The organism is Salinimicrobium profundisediminis (assembly GCF_026241755.1).
Classification (GTDB): domain Bacteria; phylum Bacteroidota; class Bacteroidia; order Flavobacteriales; family Flavobacteriaceae; genus Salinimicrobium; species Salinimicrobium profundisediminis.
Genome location: NZ_JAPJDA010000004.1, coordinates 1 through 16,933, shown reverse-complemented (window position 1 = coordinate 16,933; position 16,933 = coordinate 1). Strand labels below are relative to the sequence as shown.

General features: G+C 41.7%; 17 protein-coding genes. 9 read left to right on the top strand and 8 right to left on the bottom strand.

Annotated features, from left to right (window positions below; translation table 11 throughout):
* Positions 1 to 163 precede the first annotated feature (163 nt).
* Positions 164 to 502, top strand: a complete 339-nt coding sequence (locus tag OQ279_RS03175; protein WP_266068346.1) for a T9SS type A sorting domain-containing protein — start codon at positions 164 to 166, stop codon at positions 500 to 502.
* 54 nt (positions 503 to 556) lie between these two features.
* Entirely contained in the window at positions 557 to 1,528 is a 972-nt protein-coding gene (locus OQ279_RS03170) for a LuxE/PaaK family acyltransferase (RefSeq protein WP_266068344.1), read from the top strand.
* A gap of 129 nt (positions 1,529 to 1,657) precedes the next feature.
* Here OQ279_RS03170 and tyrS read toward each other — a convergent pair whose 3' ends face one another.
* Positions 1,658 to 2,953 carry a tyrosine--tRNA ligase gene (gene tyrS / locus OQ279_RS03165; protein WP_266068343.1) on the bottom strand — a complete coding sequence of 432 codons (1,296 nt, stop codon included), beginning with the start codon at positions 2,951 to 2,953 and terminating at the stop codon, positions 1,658 to 1,660.
* An 82-nt stretch (positions 2,954 to 3,035) separates the two neighbouring features.
* Between tyrS and OQ279_RS03160 the strand changes: the two genes are divergently transcribed.
* Positions 3,036 to 4,055, top strand: a complete 1,020-nt coding sequence (locus OQ279_RS03160) for an SDR family oxidoreductase (protein ID WP_266068342.1) — start codon at positions 3,036 to 3,038, stop codon at positions 4,053 to 4,055.
* 1 nt (position 4,056) lies between these two features.
* Here OQ279_RS03160 and OQ279_RS03155 read toward each other — a convergent pair whose 3' ends face one another.
* Genes OQ279_RS03155 through OQ279_RS03145 form a run of 3 tightly spaced genes read right to left on the bottom strand, consistent with a single transcriptional unit; the run spans position 4,057 to position 6,630 of the window.
* Positions 4,057 to 4,557 (bottom strand): DUF4296 domain-containing protein, encoded by a 501-nt coding sequence (locus OQ279_RS03155; RefSeq protein WP_266068341.1) that lies wholly within the window; start codon positions 4,555 to 4,557, stop codon positions 4,057 to 4,059.
* 1 nt (position 4,558) lies between these two features.
* The gene (locus tag OQ279_RS03150; protein WP_266068340.1) at positions 4,559 to 5,899 is read right to left on the bottom strand and encodes a dihydroorotase; all 1,341 of its coding nucleotides are present in this window, start codon (positions 5,897 to 5,899) and stop codon (positions 4,559 to 4,561) included.
* Entirely contained in the window at positions 5,899 to 6,630 is a 732-nt protein-coding gene (locus tag OQ279_RS03145; RefSeq protein ID WP_266068339.1) for a polyprenol monophosphomannose synthase, read from the bottom strand. The genes OQ279_RS03150 and OQ279_RS03145 overlap by 1 nt, the downstream gene beginning before the upstream one ends.
* Before the next feature lie 101 nt (positions 6,631 to 6,731).
* On the opposite strand from OQ279_RS03145, the gene OQ279_RS03140 reads away from it, so the two are divergent.
* On the top strand, positions 6,732 to 7,400 hold the full coding sequence (locus tag OQ279_RS03140) for a DUF4271 domain-containing protein (protein WP_266068337.1): 669 nt from the start codon (positions 6,732 to 6,734) through the stop codon (positions 7,398 to 7,400).
* A gap of 11 nt (positions 7,401 to 7,411) precedes the next feature.
* Positions 7,412 to 8,164, top strand: a complete 753-nt coding sequence (locus OQ279_RS03135; RefSeq protein WP_266068336.1) for a uroporphyrinogen-III synthase — start codon at positions 7,412 to 7,414, stop codon at positions 8,162 to 8,164.
* Positions 8,165 to 8,231: 67 nt separating this feature from the next.
* Here OQ279_RS03135 and pckA read toward each other — a convergent pair whose 3' ends face one another.
* Both pckA and OQ279_RS03125 read right to left on the bottom strand, forming a co-directional pair.
* Complete coding sequence (gene pckA / locus OQ279_RS03130; protein ID WP_266068335.1) at positions 8,232 to 9,833, bottom strand: phosphoenolpyruvate carboxykinase (ATP); 1,602 nt, start codon at positions 9,831 to 9,833, stop codon at positions 8,232 to 8,234.
* 78 nt (positions 9,834 to 9,911) lie between these two features.
* A complete protein-coding gene (locus tag OQ279_RS03125) occupies positions 9,912 to 10,301 on the bottom strand; it encodes a DUF423 domain-containing protein (RefSeq protein ID WP_266068334.1) in 390 nt (129 codons plus the stop codon).
* A gap of 79 nt (positions 10,302 to 10,380) precedes the next feature.
* Between OQ279_RS03125 and OQ279_RS03120 the strand changes: the two genes are divergently transcribed.
* From OQ279_RS03120 to OQ279_RS03110, 3 genes are all read left to right on the top strand, one after another.
* Positions 10,381 to 11,754 carry a saccharopine dehydrogenase family protein gene (locus OQ279_RS03120; protein WP_266068333.1) on the top strand — a complete coding sequence of 458 codons (1,374 nt, stop codon included), beginning with the start codon at positions 10,381 to 10,383 and terminating at the stop codon, positions 11,752 to 11,754.
* A 212-nt stretch (positions 11,755 to 11,966) separates the two neighbouring features.
* The gene (locus OQ279_RS03115) at positions 11,967 to 12,161 is read left to right on the top strand and encodes a hypothetical protein (RefSeq protein ID WP_266068332.1); all 195 of its coding nucleotides are present in this window, start codon (positions 11,967 to 11,969) and stop codon (positions 12,159 to 12,161) included.
* Positions 12,162 to 12,248: 87 nt separating this feature from the next.
* Positions 12,249 to 12,761, top strand: coding sequence for a ferritin (locus tag OQ279_RS03110; RefSeq protein ID WP_266068331.1), 513 nt, complete (start codon positions 12,249 to 12,251; stop codon positions 12,759 to 12,761).
* Positions 12,762 to 12,836: 75 nt separating this feature from the next.
* On the opposite strand, the gene OQ279_RS03105 is transcribed toward OQ279_RS03110, so the two are convergent.
* Positions 12,837 to 13,529 (bottom strand): zinc metallopeptidase, encoded by a 693-nt coding sequence (locus tag OQ279_RS03105; RefSeq protein ID WP_266068330.1) that lies wholly within the window; start codon positions 13,527 to 13,529, stop codon positions 12,837 to 12,839.
* A gap of 114 nt (positions 13,530 to 13,643) precedes the next feature.
* On the bottom strand, positions 13,644 to 16,460 hold the full coding sequence (leuS, locus tag OQ279_RS03100; protein WP_266068329.1) for a leucine--tRNA ligase: 2,817 nt from the start codon (positions 16,458 to 16,460) through the stop codon (positions 13,644 to 13,646).
* Positions 16,461 to 16,611: 151 nt separating this feature from the next.
* Here leuS and OQ279_RS03095 point away from each other — a divergent pair.
* Positions 16,612 to 16,933: permease-like cell division protein FtsX (locus OQ279_RS03095; protein ID WP_266068328.1), on the top strand; the 322-nt coding region annotated here is incomplete at its 3' end.

Here is a 16,933-nt window from a genome sequence, read left to right as displayed (position 1 = left end):
AATTAGCCGTTTATTAATAGATTTGTTTTTAAGGGGTTGCGATGTCGCAACCCCTTTTTTTGAAAATTATTGTGTAGAAATTAAGCTTTAACTTTTCTGCAACTAAAATTTGGTGCGGTTTTTGAATTTTTTATTGTAATTTTGAATTGATACCGTATTGAAAATGAAACAACTCTACTTGTACCCTCTTATGATCATTGGCCTTTTGCTCTTATCGAGCCCGGCTTTTGCACAGGTATCAGCCCCGGAACCTCCTGTAAAAGAAGTTCCTATTGAAGGGCTTTCTATTTTCCCCAATCCTGCTTCAGGTCAAAAAGTGTACATTAACACTAAAGCGGGAAAAGCTAAAAGAGTAGAGATCTATAATGTTTTGGGCAAGAGCATCCTTTCTGCACAATTAACAGGGAATGAGCTCAATATCTCCAATCTTGAACCAGGGGTATATATTATGAGGATCCAGGAAGGTCGAAGTTCTGCTACCCGAAAGCTTGTGGTAAGATAGCCCATATCCTTTATTTTATTCAGTACCTTTGTGCCCTCAATTTTTTATGACAATTTGAAGGACATATTTTCCATTTCCACTCTCGAGGAGTTCAATAAAAAAGCGCTGCAGGTATTTGATTATCAATACAAAAACAACCCTGTATACCAAAAATTTGCCCAGCTGTTGCACCGCAGTCCGGCACAGGTAACCTGTGTTGAAGAAATCCCTTTTTTGCCAATCTCCCTCTTTAAATCTCATAAAATACTTTCTTCGGAAGCTTCTGCTGAAGTTATTTTTAGCAGCAGCGGCACCACAGGTACTCAAACCAGCAAACATTACGTTACAGACCTGAAGGTTTATGAGGAAAGTTTCCGCAGGGGTTTCACACATTTCTACAATAATGTAGAAGATTATGCAGTGCTCGCACTTCTTCCCTCATATCTTGAAAGAAAAGGATCTTCATTGATCTACATGGTGCAGGATCTTATTGAGAAAAGTAATAATCCGGCAAGCGGTTTTTATCTTCACGACCTCGATGCGCTCGTTCAAAAACTACAAGAGCTGGAAGAGAAAGGGCAAAAGACACTGCTTATAGGTGTTTCTTTTGCATTACTGGATCTGGCAGAGCAATACCGTTTAAACCTGAAGCATACTATTGTGATGGAAACCGGCGGAATGAAAGGCCGCCGCAAGGAAATGATACGCACCGAACTTCACGAAGTGCTAAAAAAAGGATTGGGGGTACAGGAAATTCATAGCGAATATGGAATGACCGAGCTACTGTCACAGGCATACGCCCTCAAAAATGGCATTTTTGAATGCCCACCCTGGATGAAGATCCTTATAAGAGAACCCGAAGACGCCTTAAGCTTACTCCCCGAAGGGAAGTCTGGCGGAATCAACGTGATAGACCTCGCCAATATTAATTCCTGCTCTTTCATTGCCACGCAGGACCTCGGAAAAAATTTAGGCGGGGGAAAGACTGAAATACTGGGCCGTTTTGACCACAGTGATATAAGAGGGTGTAACCTGATGGTTTTTTAACAAAAAATAATTACCTGTACTGTAAGGATTGTAGTTTTTACCGACTTACTGTACGGTTAGATTATGTTTTCATAATTGGTTGGTTAGTAGAAGCCCCCTTCGCCCTCTAAGGCAAGGGGGCTATCTTATTTACTCAACCCTTAAAATATAGGTGTTCCTTTTTCCTTTATTGATAATGACGTATTTATCATTTAAAAGGTCATTTGTGGTGATGGTATAATCTTCGGTGACTTTTTCTTTATTTACCGAAATAGAATTTTCTTTTAAAGCTCTCCTGGCTTCTCCGTTAGAGTTTAAAAAGTCGGTTTTGGCAGAAAGAGCTGCAATCATATCCAAACCTGCCTCTACATCGGCACGGTCAATTTTTGCCTGTGGCACCCCTTCAAAAACATCTAAAAAAGTAGCTTCATTCAGCTTTTTTAGATCCTCTGCGGTACTCTTTCCAAAAAGTACTTCCGAAGCCTTTACAGCATTCTCATACTCCTCTGCCGAGTGTACCATTACAGTAATTTCTTCTGCCAGTTTTCGCTGCAATTCTCTCAAATGAGGCGCCTCTTTATGCTGAGCTATAAGACCTTCTATCTCTTCTTTTGAAAGGAAGGTAAATATTTTTATAAATTTTTCGGCATCTTCATCGCTGGTGTTGAGCCAGTATTGATAGAATCTGTAAGGAGATGTACGTGCCGGATCAAGCCAGATGTTCCCCGACTCGGTTTTTCCGAATTTAGTACCGTCGGCCTTGGTAATTAACGGGCAGGTAAGGGCATAACCTTTCCCCTCACCAATTCTTCTAATGAGTTCGGTTCCGGTTGTGATATTCCCCCACTGGTCACTACCACCCATTTGCAGCGTACAATCCAGCTCCCTGTACAAATGCAGAAAATCATATCCCTGCACAAGCTGGTAAGTGAATTCGGTAAAAGACATTCCTTCGGAAGAATCTGAAGACAACCGCTTTTTCACGCTGTCTTTAGACATCATGTAGTTCACAGTAATGTGTTTTCCTACATCTCTTATAAAGCTCAAAAAACTGAAGTCTTTCATCCAGTCATAGTTATTCACCATTACTGCCGCATTCTCTGCTTCACTTTCAAAGTCGAGAAATTTAGACAGTTGGTTTTTAAGGGCATTTTGATTCTGAAGCAAAGTAGCTTCAGTAAGAAGATTGCGCTCGTTTGATTTTCCTGAAGGGTCACCTATCATTCCTGTAGCTCCTCCTACCAGTGCCACAGGACGATGTCCTGCTTCCTGGAAGTGCTTCAGCATCATAACACCCACCAGGTGACCTATATGTAAAGAATCGGCTGTGGGGTCAATCCCAACATAGGCAGACCTAAGGCCTTCCAAAAGATGCTCTTCGGTGCCGGGCATCACATCGTGAATCATCCCTCTCCAGGTCAATTCTTCTACAAAATTCTTGCTCATGATCATTATTTTGAAGTAAAAACAGCCGTAAAGATACCATAAAGCTTCATTTTTCCTAAGCGGTTTTAGCTATATTTACCTCATGATTCTAGTCACCGGAGGCACAGGCTTGGTAGGTTCACATTTGCTGCTTGATCTTGTTAAAGCAGGAAAATCTGTTCGTGCGATCTATCGTACAGAAGCAAGCTTAGAAGCCGTAAAAAAAGTTTTTTCCTACACGAATTCCCAACCTGAAGCAAACACCCTCTTTTCTTCGATTGAATGGGTTCAAGCCGATATCACAGACATCCCCTCTTTAAATAACGCCTTTAAAGATATTCATCAGGTTTATCATTGTGCGGCACTGGTCTCTTTTGACACTTCTAAAGATGCTTTACTGCGGAAGGTGAACATTGAAGGCACAGCTAATGTTGTAAACCTTTGTATCGCAAATGAAGTGGAGAAACTTTGTTATGTAAGTTCTATTGCCACTTTAGACCAGAAACCCGGCGAAAAGGAGATCACTGAAGTTTCTTTCTGGAACAAAGAACTTAGCCACAGCATGTATGCCATTACCAAATATGGCGCAGAGATGGAAGTGTGGCGTGCAAGCCAGGAAGGTGTTCCTGTGGTTATTGTGAAGCCCGGGATCATTATTGGCCCCGGATTTTGGAGCAGTGGCAGCGGTAAAATCTTCGAAAAGATACACAGCGGCCTCGATTACTTTGTTCCAAAAACCACCGGCTTTGTCGGCGTTTGGGATGTGGTAAGAATTGCCCGGGAACTGATGGTTTCCCCTGTCAAAAATGACGAATTCATAGTGGTTTCTGAAAACCTTTCGTTCAAGACAGTTTTTTCTATGACGGCTAGTTCCCTTGGAAGACCAGCACCATCAAAAGCACTAAAAAGATGGATGGTACTTACCGGATGGTTGTGGCAGGAACTAAGAGGTTTATTTTCAAACCGGGAAAAGCAACTGGAAAAGAGGTCTCAAAAAAGCCTTTTTGAACACACGTTTTATTCTTCAGCTAAACTGAAGCAACAAATAGATTTTGAATTTGAACCTATTTCAGAAGTAATAGAAAAAACAGCTTCTTACTACAAAAAAGACCTTCAGAAATAATTTAACGTTGAACCCGGCTTTTTGAAACAGGCATGGGAAGCCTGGGATCGGGCTCAAGCAATCCTGAAGTATCCCTTCTAAACTCGCGCCGTATCAAAGTATCCCGGGTACCATTTCCGGAATTTTCTCTAAGAGAATCTTTTCTTTTTTCCTCCACTTCCCTAATGGAATCATACTCGGCCATCAGTGCCTCCAGCCTCTCCTTTACCCTCTCATATATTTTTTCGTACTGCTTGTAGTTCTGCGCGTAGTACTCATTGCTTTGCGCCAGCTGGGTACTGTCTATGCCGTATTTTTTGGTAAGATAAGGGTATGCATTCACCCCTTTTTCTTCCATAAGAGTTTTGTTGTAGCTCCTGGCACCATGAAGCAGGGAAAGTTCTGTGAGCACCTCAACCATCTTATCTTCAGCAATTAGATTATCTGGTTTTGGAGTACGGTTGATTTCCTGGCAGGAAACCAGCATTAAAAAGACCCCTAAAATGGTGAAGACCTTTCTCATGCTACCTGTCAAATTTTAATCTTTCGGCTTGTACAAAAGGAGTGAAATTGAAATTCTTGTAAACTAAATTTCCATTTACAAAGGTGTGAGTTACCCGCGATTTGAAAGTAGTGCCTTCAAAGGGAGACCAGCCACATTTATACAGCGTATTTCCAGGCTGTACAGCCCATGGAGCATTGAGATCAACAAGTACAAGATCGGCCTTGTAGCCCTCTCTTATAAACCCTCTTTTTTCAATATCAAAAAGAATAGCGGGGTTATGGCACATTTTCTCTACAATTTTCTCCAGTGAAATTTTGCCCTGGTGATACATCTGCAGCATTGCAGGGAGAGCGTGTTGCACTAACGGGCCGCCGCTTGGAGCCTTGGTGTACACGTTTTTCTTTTCCTCACGGGTATGCGGCGCATGGTCTGTCGCGATAACATCTATCTTGTCTTCAATTAGCCCTTTTAAGAGAGCTTCCTGATCTTTTTGTGTCTTTACAGCAGGGTTCCATTTTATGAAAGTTCCCTTTTTCCCGTAATCTTCATCATTGAACCAAAGGTGGTGCACACAAACTTCGGCAGTGATCATTTTATCTTTAAGCGGCTTTTTACTGTCGAACAACTTGAGTTCTTTTGCCGTAGAAAGATGGAAAACGTGTAATCTCGCCCCGGTTTTTTTAGCTAATGCAACAGCTTTTGATGAAGAAATATAACAGGCTTCTTCACTGCGAATTTTAGGATGCAGCTCTACCGGAATATCATCTCCATACTCCGCTGTATATTTCTGTAGATTCTCCTGAATGGTTTTTTCATCTTCACAATGCGCTGCAATGAGCACAGGAGATTCTTTGAAGATTTTCTCCAGCACTTTTTCATCGTCTACCAACATATTCCCCGTAGAGGAGCCCAGAAAAAGTTTGAGGGCCGGCACTGTTTTGGGGTCTATTTTCTTGATCTCCTCAAGATTATCATTAGTACCTCCAAACATAAAGGCATAATTGGCGTAAGAGGTAGCCTCTGCCAGTTTATATTTTTCTTCAAGAAGTTCTATAGTGGTGGTTTGCGGCTGGGTATTGGGCATTTCTATGAAAGAAGTAATACCACCTGCCACAGCTGCTTTTGAACCTGTTTCAATTGTTTCTTTGTGGGTAAGCCCCGGCTCCCTGAAATGCACCTGATCATCAATAACCCCAGGTATAAGGTAATTGCCTTCGGCATCGACGATAGTAAGGTTAGGAGATTTGGCACTTATACTTGAAGCGATCTCTTTAATAATTCCATCTTCAATAAAAACATCTCCTTCAACGATAGCACCTTCATTGACAATTTTTGCATTCTTAATTAATACCTTCTTCATTATATTGTCATCTTATTAAACAGACTGTTTATTTTCATTTTTATCACTCCAAAAACAGCTTCCCATATAATTGAACCACTCATTTTTGATGTTCCGCGGGTTCTGTCGGTAAAAACTACCGGCACTTCCACGATGTTGAACTTTGCCAGGTAAGCTTTGAATTTCATTTCAATTTGAAAAGCATAACCAACAAATTTAATTTTATCAAGGTGAATCCTCTCAAGCACTTCTCTATCATAGCAAACAAAACCTGCCGTGGTATCTTCTACAGGCATTGCTGTTATGAAGCGTACATATTTTGAGGCCAGCCAGGATAAAAGCACCCTGCTCATGGGCCAGTTTACCACATTAACCCCGGTTTTATACCGGGAGCCAATCGCTACCTGGGCTCCACCCCGCTTACAGGCATTATAGAGGCGTATCAAATCGTTGGGATTGTGGGAAAAATCGGCATCCATTTGAAAGATGTACTTATAATCCCGTTCCAAAACCCATTCAAAACCTTTGATATACGCCGTACCCAAACCAGATTTCCCTTCCCTTTCAATCAGGAATAACCTATTCTCATAGACCGATTGCAGAGACCTGACTATTCTGGAGGTTTGATCGGGAGAATTATCATCCACCACCAAAACGTGAAAATCGCGCTGAAGAGAAAAGACATTTTTAATGATCTTTTCAATATTTTCTTTTTCGTTGTAGGTGGGTATTATAACAATCCCATCTGGCATAAAATTCTTTTGGACAAATGTAACTATTTTTAAAGTTTAGGATGGTTTTTTAAAACTTCTTTTAATCGTATTAATCCTACCTTTGTAGAAAATTCTCCTGCTTGGAAGTAATAGAAAGACATGCGGTTTCTCAAGACTGGATCACCCTCCTACTCTTACTGGTATTGGTACTGCTGGTGGTGGCCAGGTATGCGTTCACTCAAAGGTTTGCCCACTTTAGCATGCTTTTCGCTACAGATAAGTACCTTCTTTTAAAGGGAAAAGACCCCAATCTTTTTCATCCATTTAACGTACTTCTTTTTGTTGTGAATGTGGTCTCGGCAGGCCTGTTTATCTTTATTTACTACCTCACTTTTACCGATGCTTACCCTGAGAGGCCAATGGTAACCTTCTTAAGGATAATTACTGCATATACGACTTTTGTGCTGCTCAAGTTTTCCCTGGAAAAGATTCTGGCAGATGTAGTTTCAGTCAATGATAAAATGAACTACTACCTGTTCTACAAACTTAGTTACCGCAATTTCATGGCCTTGATATTACTCCCTGTTTCTATATTTTTTATATATACATGGGAACCAACAAGGCTGGTGCTCTACATTTTGCTGGGACTTATTTTACTTATGAATTTGATTACCCTGCTCAGCATTTTTATCAAAAACCGACAGTACATTGCGACCCATTGGTTTTATTTTATTTTGTATCTTTGCGCTCTTGAAATTGGACCCTATTATATTTTATATAAGCTGGTTACCAAGTTCCAGGGTGAATAAAAAATATGTATATGAAAGTGAAAACAATTCTGGTATCTCAACCAGAGCCGAAGGTTGAAAATTCTCCTTATTTTGATCTTGAAGAAAAACAAAAAGTAAAAATAGATTTTATCCCGTTTATCCACGTTGAGGGCGTTTCTTCCAAGGATGTAAGACAGCAAAAGGTAGACCTTTCAAATTATACAGCAATTATCCTTACCAGTCGTAATTCTGTTGACCATTTCTTTAGAATTGCTGAAGAGATGCGATTTAAAGTTCCCGATACTTTAAAATACTTTTGCCAGAGCGAGGCCGTTGCTTATTACCTGCAGAAGTACGTAGTTTACCGCAAGCGGAAAATTTACGTCGGAAAAAGGACTTTTGCTGAACTTTCTCCCCTTATTAAGAAGTACAAAAACGAAAAATTCCTCCTGCCATCTTCAGATATGCTGAAGCCAGATGTGCCAAAAACCCTGAATAAGCTTGGGGTGGATTGGAAAAAAGCTGTTTTCTACAAAACCGTTGTGAGTGATCTTTCTCACCTTAGGGAAGTATTTTATGATATCCTGGTGTTCTTTAGCCCCAGCGGAATCAAATCCCTATTTGAGAATTTTCCCGATTTTAAACAAAATGACACCAAAATTGCTGTTTTTGGAAACACTACGGTAAAGGCTGCAAAAGACCACGGACTGGTTGTGAATATTCAGGCGCCAACGCCTGAAACACCTTCCATGACCATGGCTCTTGAAAAATACATCAAGGAACAAAATAAAAAGGCTCATTAGATCCTGAAAAATTGGACATAAAAAAAACCGGCAGTTGCCGGTTTTTTTATGTCTATCTATGTAATTCTTAAGATACTTTGGGAGCACCTGAAAGTATTTCTTCATTAGCCTGCGCCTGGAATTTCTCAAAATTCTTTTGAAAAGATTCGGCAAGTTGATTGGCCTTTCGGTCATAAGCTTCTTTATCTTTCCAGGTATTTCGGGGATTGAGTACTTCAGAAGGTACGTTCTCACATTCCACCGGCATCTGCAGCCCAAATACCGGATGCTCAATATAATCTACGTTCTCAAGCTTTCCTTCAAGTGACGAAGAGATCATCTCCCTGGTATAGCGCAACTTCATCCTGGATCCCACTCCATAAGGCCCGCCAGTCCAGCCGGTGTTTACCAGCCACACATTTGTATTGTTCTCTTTCATCTTTGCACTCAGCATTTCGGCATAGCGCGTGGGGTGTAACGGCATAAAAGGTGCGCCAAAACAAGCAGAGAAGCTTGGAATAGGCTCATCTACACCTGCTTCGGTACCTGCTACCTTTGCAGTGTACCCACTTATAAAGTGATAGGCTGCCTGCCCCGGCGTAAGCTTGCTTATTGGAGGCAAGACCCCAAAAGCATCGGCTGTGAGAAAGAAGATATTTTTTGGATTTTCACCAATAGAAGGCTCCTGAATATTGTCAATATGATCAATTGGGTAACTCACCCTGGTGTTCTGGGTAATTTCGGTATTTTCAAAGTCTACCTCTCCATTTTCATCCAAAATGACATTTTCGAGAATAGCTCCTTTTTTAATAGCCCTGAATATGTCCGGTTCATTCTCTTCGGTGAGGTTGATGACTTTTGCATAGCAGCCGCCTTCAAAATTAAAGACCCGGTTCTCTTTGGTCCAGCCATGCTCGTCATCTCCAATAAGCCTTCTTTCAGGATCGGCAGAAAGCGTGGTTTTTCCGGTTCCCGAAAGGCCGAAGAAAATTGCCGTATCTCCTTCTTCTCCCACATTCGCAGAACAGTGCATGGGTAAAGTGTTTTTATCAATTGGCAGTATGAAATTGAGGGCCGAAAAAATACCCTTTTTAATTTCACCCGTATACCCTGTTCCTCCAATGAGGGCAATCTTTTTTGTAAAGTTCAAAATGGCAAAATTGTGCTGCCGGGTTCCATCCACTTCAGGATCGGCCATAAAACCGGGGGCATTTAATACCAGCCAGTCTTCCTTGAAATCATCCAGTTCACTTTCTTCAGGACGTAAGAACATGTTATAGGCAAAGAGGTTTGACCACGGATATTCATTTACTACTCTAATATTCAGCCTGTAATCTTCATCAGCACAGGCGTATGAGTCTCTCGCAAAGACTTCTTTTCCAGAAAGATAATCGGCTACCTTATTGTAAAGGGCATCAAATTTATCGGGATCAAAGGGAATATTTATATTTCCCCACCAAACCCTGTCTTTGGTAATGTCATCTTCAACAATAAACCTGTCTTTGGGCGATCTTCCTGTAAATTCCCCAGTGTTTACTGCCAAAGCTCCAGACGAAGCTTCTACCCCCTGACCTTTTTCAATAGTAATGTCATGTAGGTCTTTTGGAGAAAGTTGATAGTGAACTTCTGCATCATTAATACCATACTGTTCTAGCGCAATCGTTTTCGTAAGTCGTTTTTTAGCCAACATAAAAAGTTTAGTTGAGTGGTTTGTTTAGGTCAACAAAAGTAGAAAAACTTGTAAAGAATCAGCTGAGGCTAAATTCTTTTATTTCTTTTTTAACTTAAAGAAGCTGATTAGCAACACAATCCATGCAATGATCATCAAAGAACCACCAATGGGAGTTATGAGGGCAATAGTCCTGAAATCAAAAGAAGTGAGGCTGTTAGTAGCCAAAAGATAAATAGAACCTGAAAAAAAGCAAACCCCAAAAAGTGTTAAGTAGAAGCAAATTCTTTTAACTTTTTCTGGCGCTATTGGTAACCCTCCCAGGATAAGAAGAAATAAAGCGCTGTACATCTGATATTTAACTCCGGCTTCAAAGGTCTGAATACTCTCCAGAGAAAGAAGTGATTTTAACCCATGAGCGGCAAAAGCCCCAAGTATAATAGCTATAACTCCAAACAATGCTCCTGTGATCAATAATCTCCTGTTCATAGTATAATTTTAAAAGACGCTCTCAATTAATTACATTCGTTATCCAAACAATTAACAAACATACTCAAAGTTTAGCCTTATGCGCAAGATTCTTATCATAGGTGCAGGAAAATCTACCTCTGTCCTCATTGAATATTTACTAAAAAAATCGGAACCCGAAGATCTTCAAATTATCATAGGAGACCTCGAAGTTGAAAATGCTCAAAAGTTAGCCGGAGACCATCCCAGGGCAAAAGCCACCCAACTCGACATTTTCAAGAGAGAGGAAAGAGAGAAAGCTGTCCAAAATGCCGATATCGTGATCTCCATGCTCCCGGCCCGTTTTCATATTGAAGTGGCTAAAGATTGCCTTGCTTATGGCAAGAACATGGTTACGGCTTCTTACATAAGTGAAGAGATGCAGCAGCTGGATGATGCTGTTAAAGACAAGGGGCTCGTCTTTATGAATGAAATTGGCGTAGACCCCGGTATTGACCATATGAGTGCTATGCAGGTTATAGATCGCATAAGAGAACAGGGAGGGAAAATGCTGCTTTTTGAATCTTTTACCGGCGGACTCGTAGCACCCGAAAGTGATACGAACCTTTGGAACTACAAGTTCACCTGGAATCCGCGCAATGTTGTAGTGGCAGGACAGGGCGGAGTGGCAAAGTTCCTGCAGGAGGGAAAGTTCAAGTACATCCCTTATAACCGCCTTTTTAGAAGAACCGAATTTCTCGAGGTAAAAGACTACGGAAAATTTGAAGTCTATGCCAACCGCAATTCCTTAAAATACAAAAGCATCTATGGACTGGATGAAATCCTTACGCTTTACCGCGGAACCATTCGTCGCGTTGGTTTCAGCCGGGCCTGGAATATGTTTGTACAACTGGGCATGACAGACGACAGTTACACTATGGAGAATTCCGAAGCAATGAGCTACCGCGATTTTGTGAATTCTTTTCTCCCCTACTCACCAACAGATTCTGTCGAATTAAAATTCAGGCATAACCTGAAGATCGATCAGGACGACATTATGTGGGACAAGCTTCTGGAACTCGATATCTTCAACCCTGACAAAAAAGTTGGTTTAAAAAACGCTACCCCGGCAGAGATCCTTCAGAAGATATTAACCGAAAAATGGTCTCTTTCACCAGAGGATAAAGACATGATCGTTATGTACCACAAATTTGGGTACGAGATTAATGGTGAACAAAGGCAAATTGATGCCACCATGGTAAATATTGGGCAAGATCAAACCCGAACTGCCATGGCACGAACCGTTGGTTTACCTGTAGCCATTGCCGCTTTAAAAATCCTCAACGGAACAATATCAACTCCAGGCGTGCAACTACCCATCACTAAAGAAGTGTATGACCCAATTCTAAAGGAACTGGCCGAAAACGGAATTACCTTTAGGGAAGAAGAACATTCATACCTGGGATATAACCCTTTCGGAGAGGTAGGAAATTGAAGATAAATACTTTGTAATTGATCTTTATCAGGTTTTTGGAGTTTTAGCTTTGTTTATTTGGAACAATTCTGAATAAGATATACATTTGCTACCGAATGAACCTGCTGTACAAATCATATTACTTTACCTCTTACCAATGCGATCGCAGTCGTTGCTTTTACATCGACTTCGGCCACAAACAGGTAAAGTTTAGTTTTTGCCAACTCCTGGCGATGAGGCAAAAGGTACAGCGCATCGATATTTCTTCTCACTTCGATAAGGATCTTAACTACAACGGGATTGAAGTTATTACCCTGTGTAACCGCGAACATTTGTTTGTGTTTGACACCTTACAGGTCATTGATCTAAAAGAGCTTCTAAGATCTACTTTTGGCATCCTGGAATTAAATTCCCTGGTGAGCCACTAGGCTGTCTTTGAATTTAGATCAAGTATAAATTCGGCTTCTGTCTCAAAAAGCCCTTTTCTTTTCGTATTTTTAAAAAAAAGAATAGATATGAAAGATATAGTAAGGCAAAAAATAGGAATTAATGTAGATGTGATGGACCTGCTGAATGAGCAGATTTCCAAAGAGGCACATTCAGCGGCAATTTATCTTGCCATGGCCTCCTGGTGTGATCACAACGGACTAACGAATAGTGCCGAATTCTTTTACAAACAATCGGCCGAAGAACGGGAGCACATGCTCAAAATCTTCAAATTCATCAATGATAACGGTGGAACGGCTTATTCTCCTGAAGTAAGCAACATCAATCACGAATATAGCTCTCTCCAGGAAATCTTTGAAACCGCACTGGATCAGGAAATCGAAATTTCAAAATCTATACACAACATAGTCAGCAAATGCCGTAAGGTTCAGGATTATGGATCAGAGAACTTCCTGCAATGGTTTGTTCAGGAACAAATGGAAGAAGAAAACCAGTTCCGCAGAATTTTAGAAATGTTCGATCTTATGGGCACAGATGGTATTGCACTTAAGTTTATCGATGAACGAATTAAGCACGATTAAGTAATACCAGCATTACTCAAAACAAAAAAAAGGACGCCCGCGGCGTCCTTTTTTTTGTTTTATTATTTCTCCTGATTAATCTCTTCCCAAATAAATGCTCACAAAGTACAGCAAGGTTGCCAAAGAACCAATTGCTGCTACTACATAAGTACGTGCGGCCCATTTAAGAGAATCTTCAGCAGCTTTGTGCTCCTGTGAATTCAGCATGTTTCCTGTTTCCAGCCACACTAACGCTCTCTTACTTGCATCATATTCTACCGGCAGCGTGATAAAACTGAACAGCGTTCCCATTGCATAGAGAATAATCCCCACCAATAGCACCGTTTGGCCTATCCCGACAGATACCATGGTCATTAAGATCAATCCACCAAAGATGGCCCACTGCGAGAACTGTGAGGCAACCTGTACCACAGGTACAAGTTTACTTCTCATTTGCAGCCAGCTATAAGATTTTGCGTGCTGTATTGCATGGCCGCACTCATGTGCCGCTACTGCAGCCGCCGCTGCGTTACGCTGCGTATAAACCGCTTCACTAAGGTTAACTGTCTTTTTTGACGGATTGTAATGATCTGTCAATTGTCCCGGTGTAGAAATTACTCTTACATCGGTTATTCCATTATCGCGAAGCATTTTTTCGGCAATCTCCCGGCCACTCATGCCGTTTTGAAGATGTACCTTGGAGTAATGCTTAAATTTGCTTTTTAACTTGTTACTCACATAAAGACTCACTACAAAGATGAGTCCGGCGATGATATAATATCCCATCATAGTTTTAAAGGTTATTTTGTTGAAGCTTTATAACAAAAAGCCGGCCAATTTATTTTTGGAAGCAAAATGTGAACTTTTGTCGCATCCCGCTGCTGCTGCGGCTTAAAAAAGAATCTAACCTACTATATTCACAATTTTACCGGGCACTACAATTACCTTTTTTGGCACCCTGCCATCCAGCTGTTGTTGTGTTTTTTCGTGAGCCAGCACCGTCTTCTCAATTTCGTCTTTACTCATATCGAGGGGCAGTTCAAGGGTGAAGCGCATCTTCCCGTTGAAAGAAATTGGATATTCTTTTGTGCTTTCTACCAGGAATTTCTCTTCGTAAACAGGATAAGCTGCCGTAGTGACCGATGTGTCATGCCCCAGTTTTTCCCATAGTTCTTCGGAAATATGCGGCGCATAAGGCGCAATAAGAATAGCCAGCGGCTCCACTACCTCTCTAAAATGGCATTTTTGAGCCGACAGTTCATTGACGCATATCATAAATGTACTCACCGAAGTATTAAAGCTGAAGCTCTCAATATCTTCTGTCACCTTTTTGATCGTCTTATGAAGCGTCTTTAGAGAATCGGCTGAAGCTTTCCCGTCACTTACAATAATCTTATTGTCTTCATCGTGATAAAGCTTCCAAAGCTTCTTCAAAAAGTTGTGCACCCCTGTAATGCCCGCGGTATTCCACGGTTTTGCCTGTTCCAACGGACCAAGGAACATCTCGTACATCCTCAAAGTATCGGCGCCGTAATTCTCACAAATATCATCTGGATTGACCACATTGTACTTGGATTTCGACATTTTTTCGACTTCGCGGCCTACAATATATTTCCCGTCTTCAGTGACGAATTCGGCATCTGCGAATTCCGGTCGCCACTTTTTAAAACCTTCAATATCGAGTTCATCTGAAGCATTGACCAGCGAAACATCGGCATGAATTGGCTGTACATTATGTGCTTCAGAAAGCTTTTTAGAGACAAACTTATTCTCTCCTTCCAACCTGTAAACAAAAGCACTGGTTCCAAGGATCATCCCCTGGTTGATCAATTTCTTAAAAGGTTCTTCTACCGGCAAAAAGCCTCTGTCTTTCAAAAATTTTGTCCAGAACCTCGAGTATAACAAGTGCCCTGTGGCGTGTTCACTTCCTCCAATGTACAGGTCGACATTTTCCCAGTATTCTAGAGCTTCTTCTGAAGCAAAGCGCTCTTCATTTTGAGGATCCATATACCTGAATAAATACCAGGAACTACCTGCCCAGCCGGGCATGGTGTTCAATTCAAGAGGAAAAACAGTTTTGTGATCGATCTTTGAATTCTCTACCACTTCATTCTTTTCTGTGTCCCACGCCCAGTCTGTAGCGTTTCCTAAAGGCGGCTCCCCGGTTTCCGTCGGTAGATATTTCTCTACTTCGGGAAGACGCAGCGGCAAATGCTCTTTTTCGATCATTTGCGGAAGCCCTTCCACATAATAAACCGGAAATGGCTCACCCCAGTATCTTTGTCGGCTAAACACCGCATCTCTGAGTCGGTAATTAGTTTTTCCTTTTCCCTGCCCAATCTTTTCCAGCTCTAAAATGGCTTTTTGAAGGGCTGCTTTGTATTCGAGCCCGTCAAGGAAATCTGAATTTGCGATCACAGTGCCTTCCTTCCCGGAATAAGCTTCTTCAGAAATATCCACATTCTCAAAAATATTCCTGATTGGCAGATCAAAATGTTTGGCAAACTCGTAATCTCGTTGATCGCCACATGGCACCGCCATAACGGCTCCTGTTCCATAACCGGCCAACACATAATCTCCAATCCAGATTGGCACCGGCTCCTTTGTAAAAGGATGCTCGGCATAGGCCCCTGTAAAAACACCGCTAATGGTCTTTACATCGGCCATTCTTTCCCGCTCACTGCGCTTAGCCGTTGCCTGTACATAAGCTTCAACTTCGGATTTATGCTCGGGAGTAGTGATCTTCTCCACCAGTTCGTGCTCGGGAGCAAGGGTCATGAATGTGACTCCAAATATTGTATCGGGTCTTGTGGTAAATACCGGAACCTTGAACTCTGAACCTTGAACTTTGAATTCCACAAGAGCCCCTACCGACTTCCCAATCCAATTCCGCTGACTCTCCTTTAAACTTTCTGTCCAGTCTAGCTCGTTTAGCCCCTGCAGCAGTCGCTCGGCAAAAGCTGAAATACGCATGCTCCACTGGGTCATTTTTTTCCTGATTACCGGGTAGCCTCCCCTTTCGGAAACACCATTCACGATCTCGTCATTTGCGAGCACAGTTCCCAATTGCGGGCACCAGTTCACTTCGGTTTCAGCAAGATACGTCAGCCTGTACTTCAGCAATTGCTTTTGTTTTTCTTCCGAAGAGAAATTATTCCATTGTGTTACAGTAAACTGCTCTACATCATCATCACAAGCCGCATTCACTCCGCTATTCCCTTCCGCAGCAAAGATCTCTTCCAGTTCACTTATAGGGCGGGCTTTTTCAGATTCAAAATCATACCAGGAATCAAATAACTGGATAAAGATCCACTGTGTCCATTTGTAATAATCTGGCTCGCTGGTGCGTACCTCCCGGCTCCAGTCAAAGGAGAAACCTATCTGGTCAAGCTGTTCGCGATAGCGATTTATATTAGCCTCTGTAGTAAGGGCAGGGTGTTGTCCTGTTTGTATGGCATACTGCTCTGCAGGCAAACCAAAACTGTCGTATCCCTGTGGGTGCAGCACATTAAATCCCTTATGCCTCTTATAGCGGGCATAGATATCACTGGCAATATAACCCAGCGGGTGCCCAACGTGCAGCCCTGCTCCCGAAGGATACGGAAACATATCGAGCACGTAATATTTAGGTTTTTCAGAATTATTCTCAGCCTTGAAAGTCTGGTTCTTTGCCCAGTACTCCTGCCATTTTTTTTCAATTTGGTTGAAGTTGTACCTCATTTTACAGATTCAGCGTCACGTTATTACATTCCCGGAAACCTTCAGGGAAGGGCAAAAATACGGTTAATGTACGAAAGTGAAAAGTTTGGGCGTTTTAAAGAAAGGGATTGATTTACTTTCTTATTTTTACACAAATTTACGCAGCCGCCCTATGAGTTCATCTTTTGAAAAATATCAAAAAAGACGTCTTATTTCCTCTTATTTTTCGGTCGTGATCAGTATCGCGCTGGTCCTGTTTTTACTTGGGTTACTGGGGCTTTTAGTACTCAACACCAAAAAAATAGCCGATCATTTCAAGGAGCAGATCGCTTTGACCATTTACCTTAAAGACACCGCGAAGGAAGTGGAGATCACCCAGCTTAACAAGACCATTGCCCTGGCCGAATACACAAAGTCTACCACTTATGTGACCAAAGAGGAAGCAGCCGAAGCTCACAGCAAAGAAATAGGAGAAGATTTTATGGAGTTCCTGG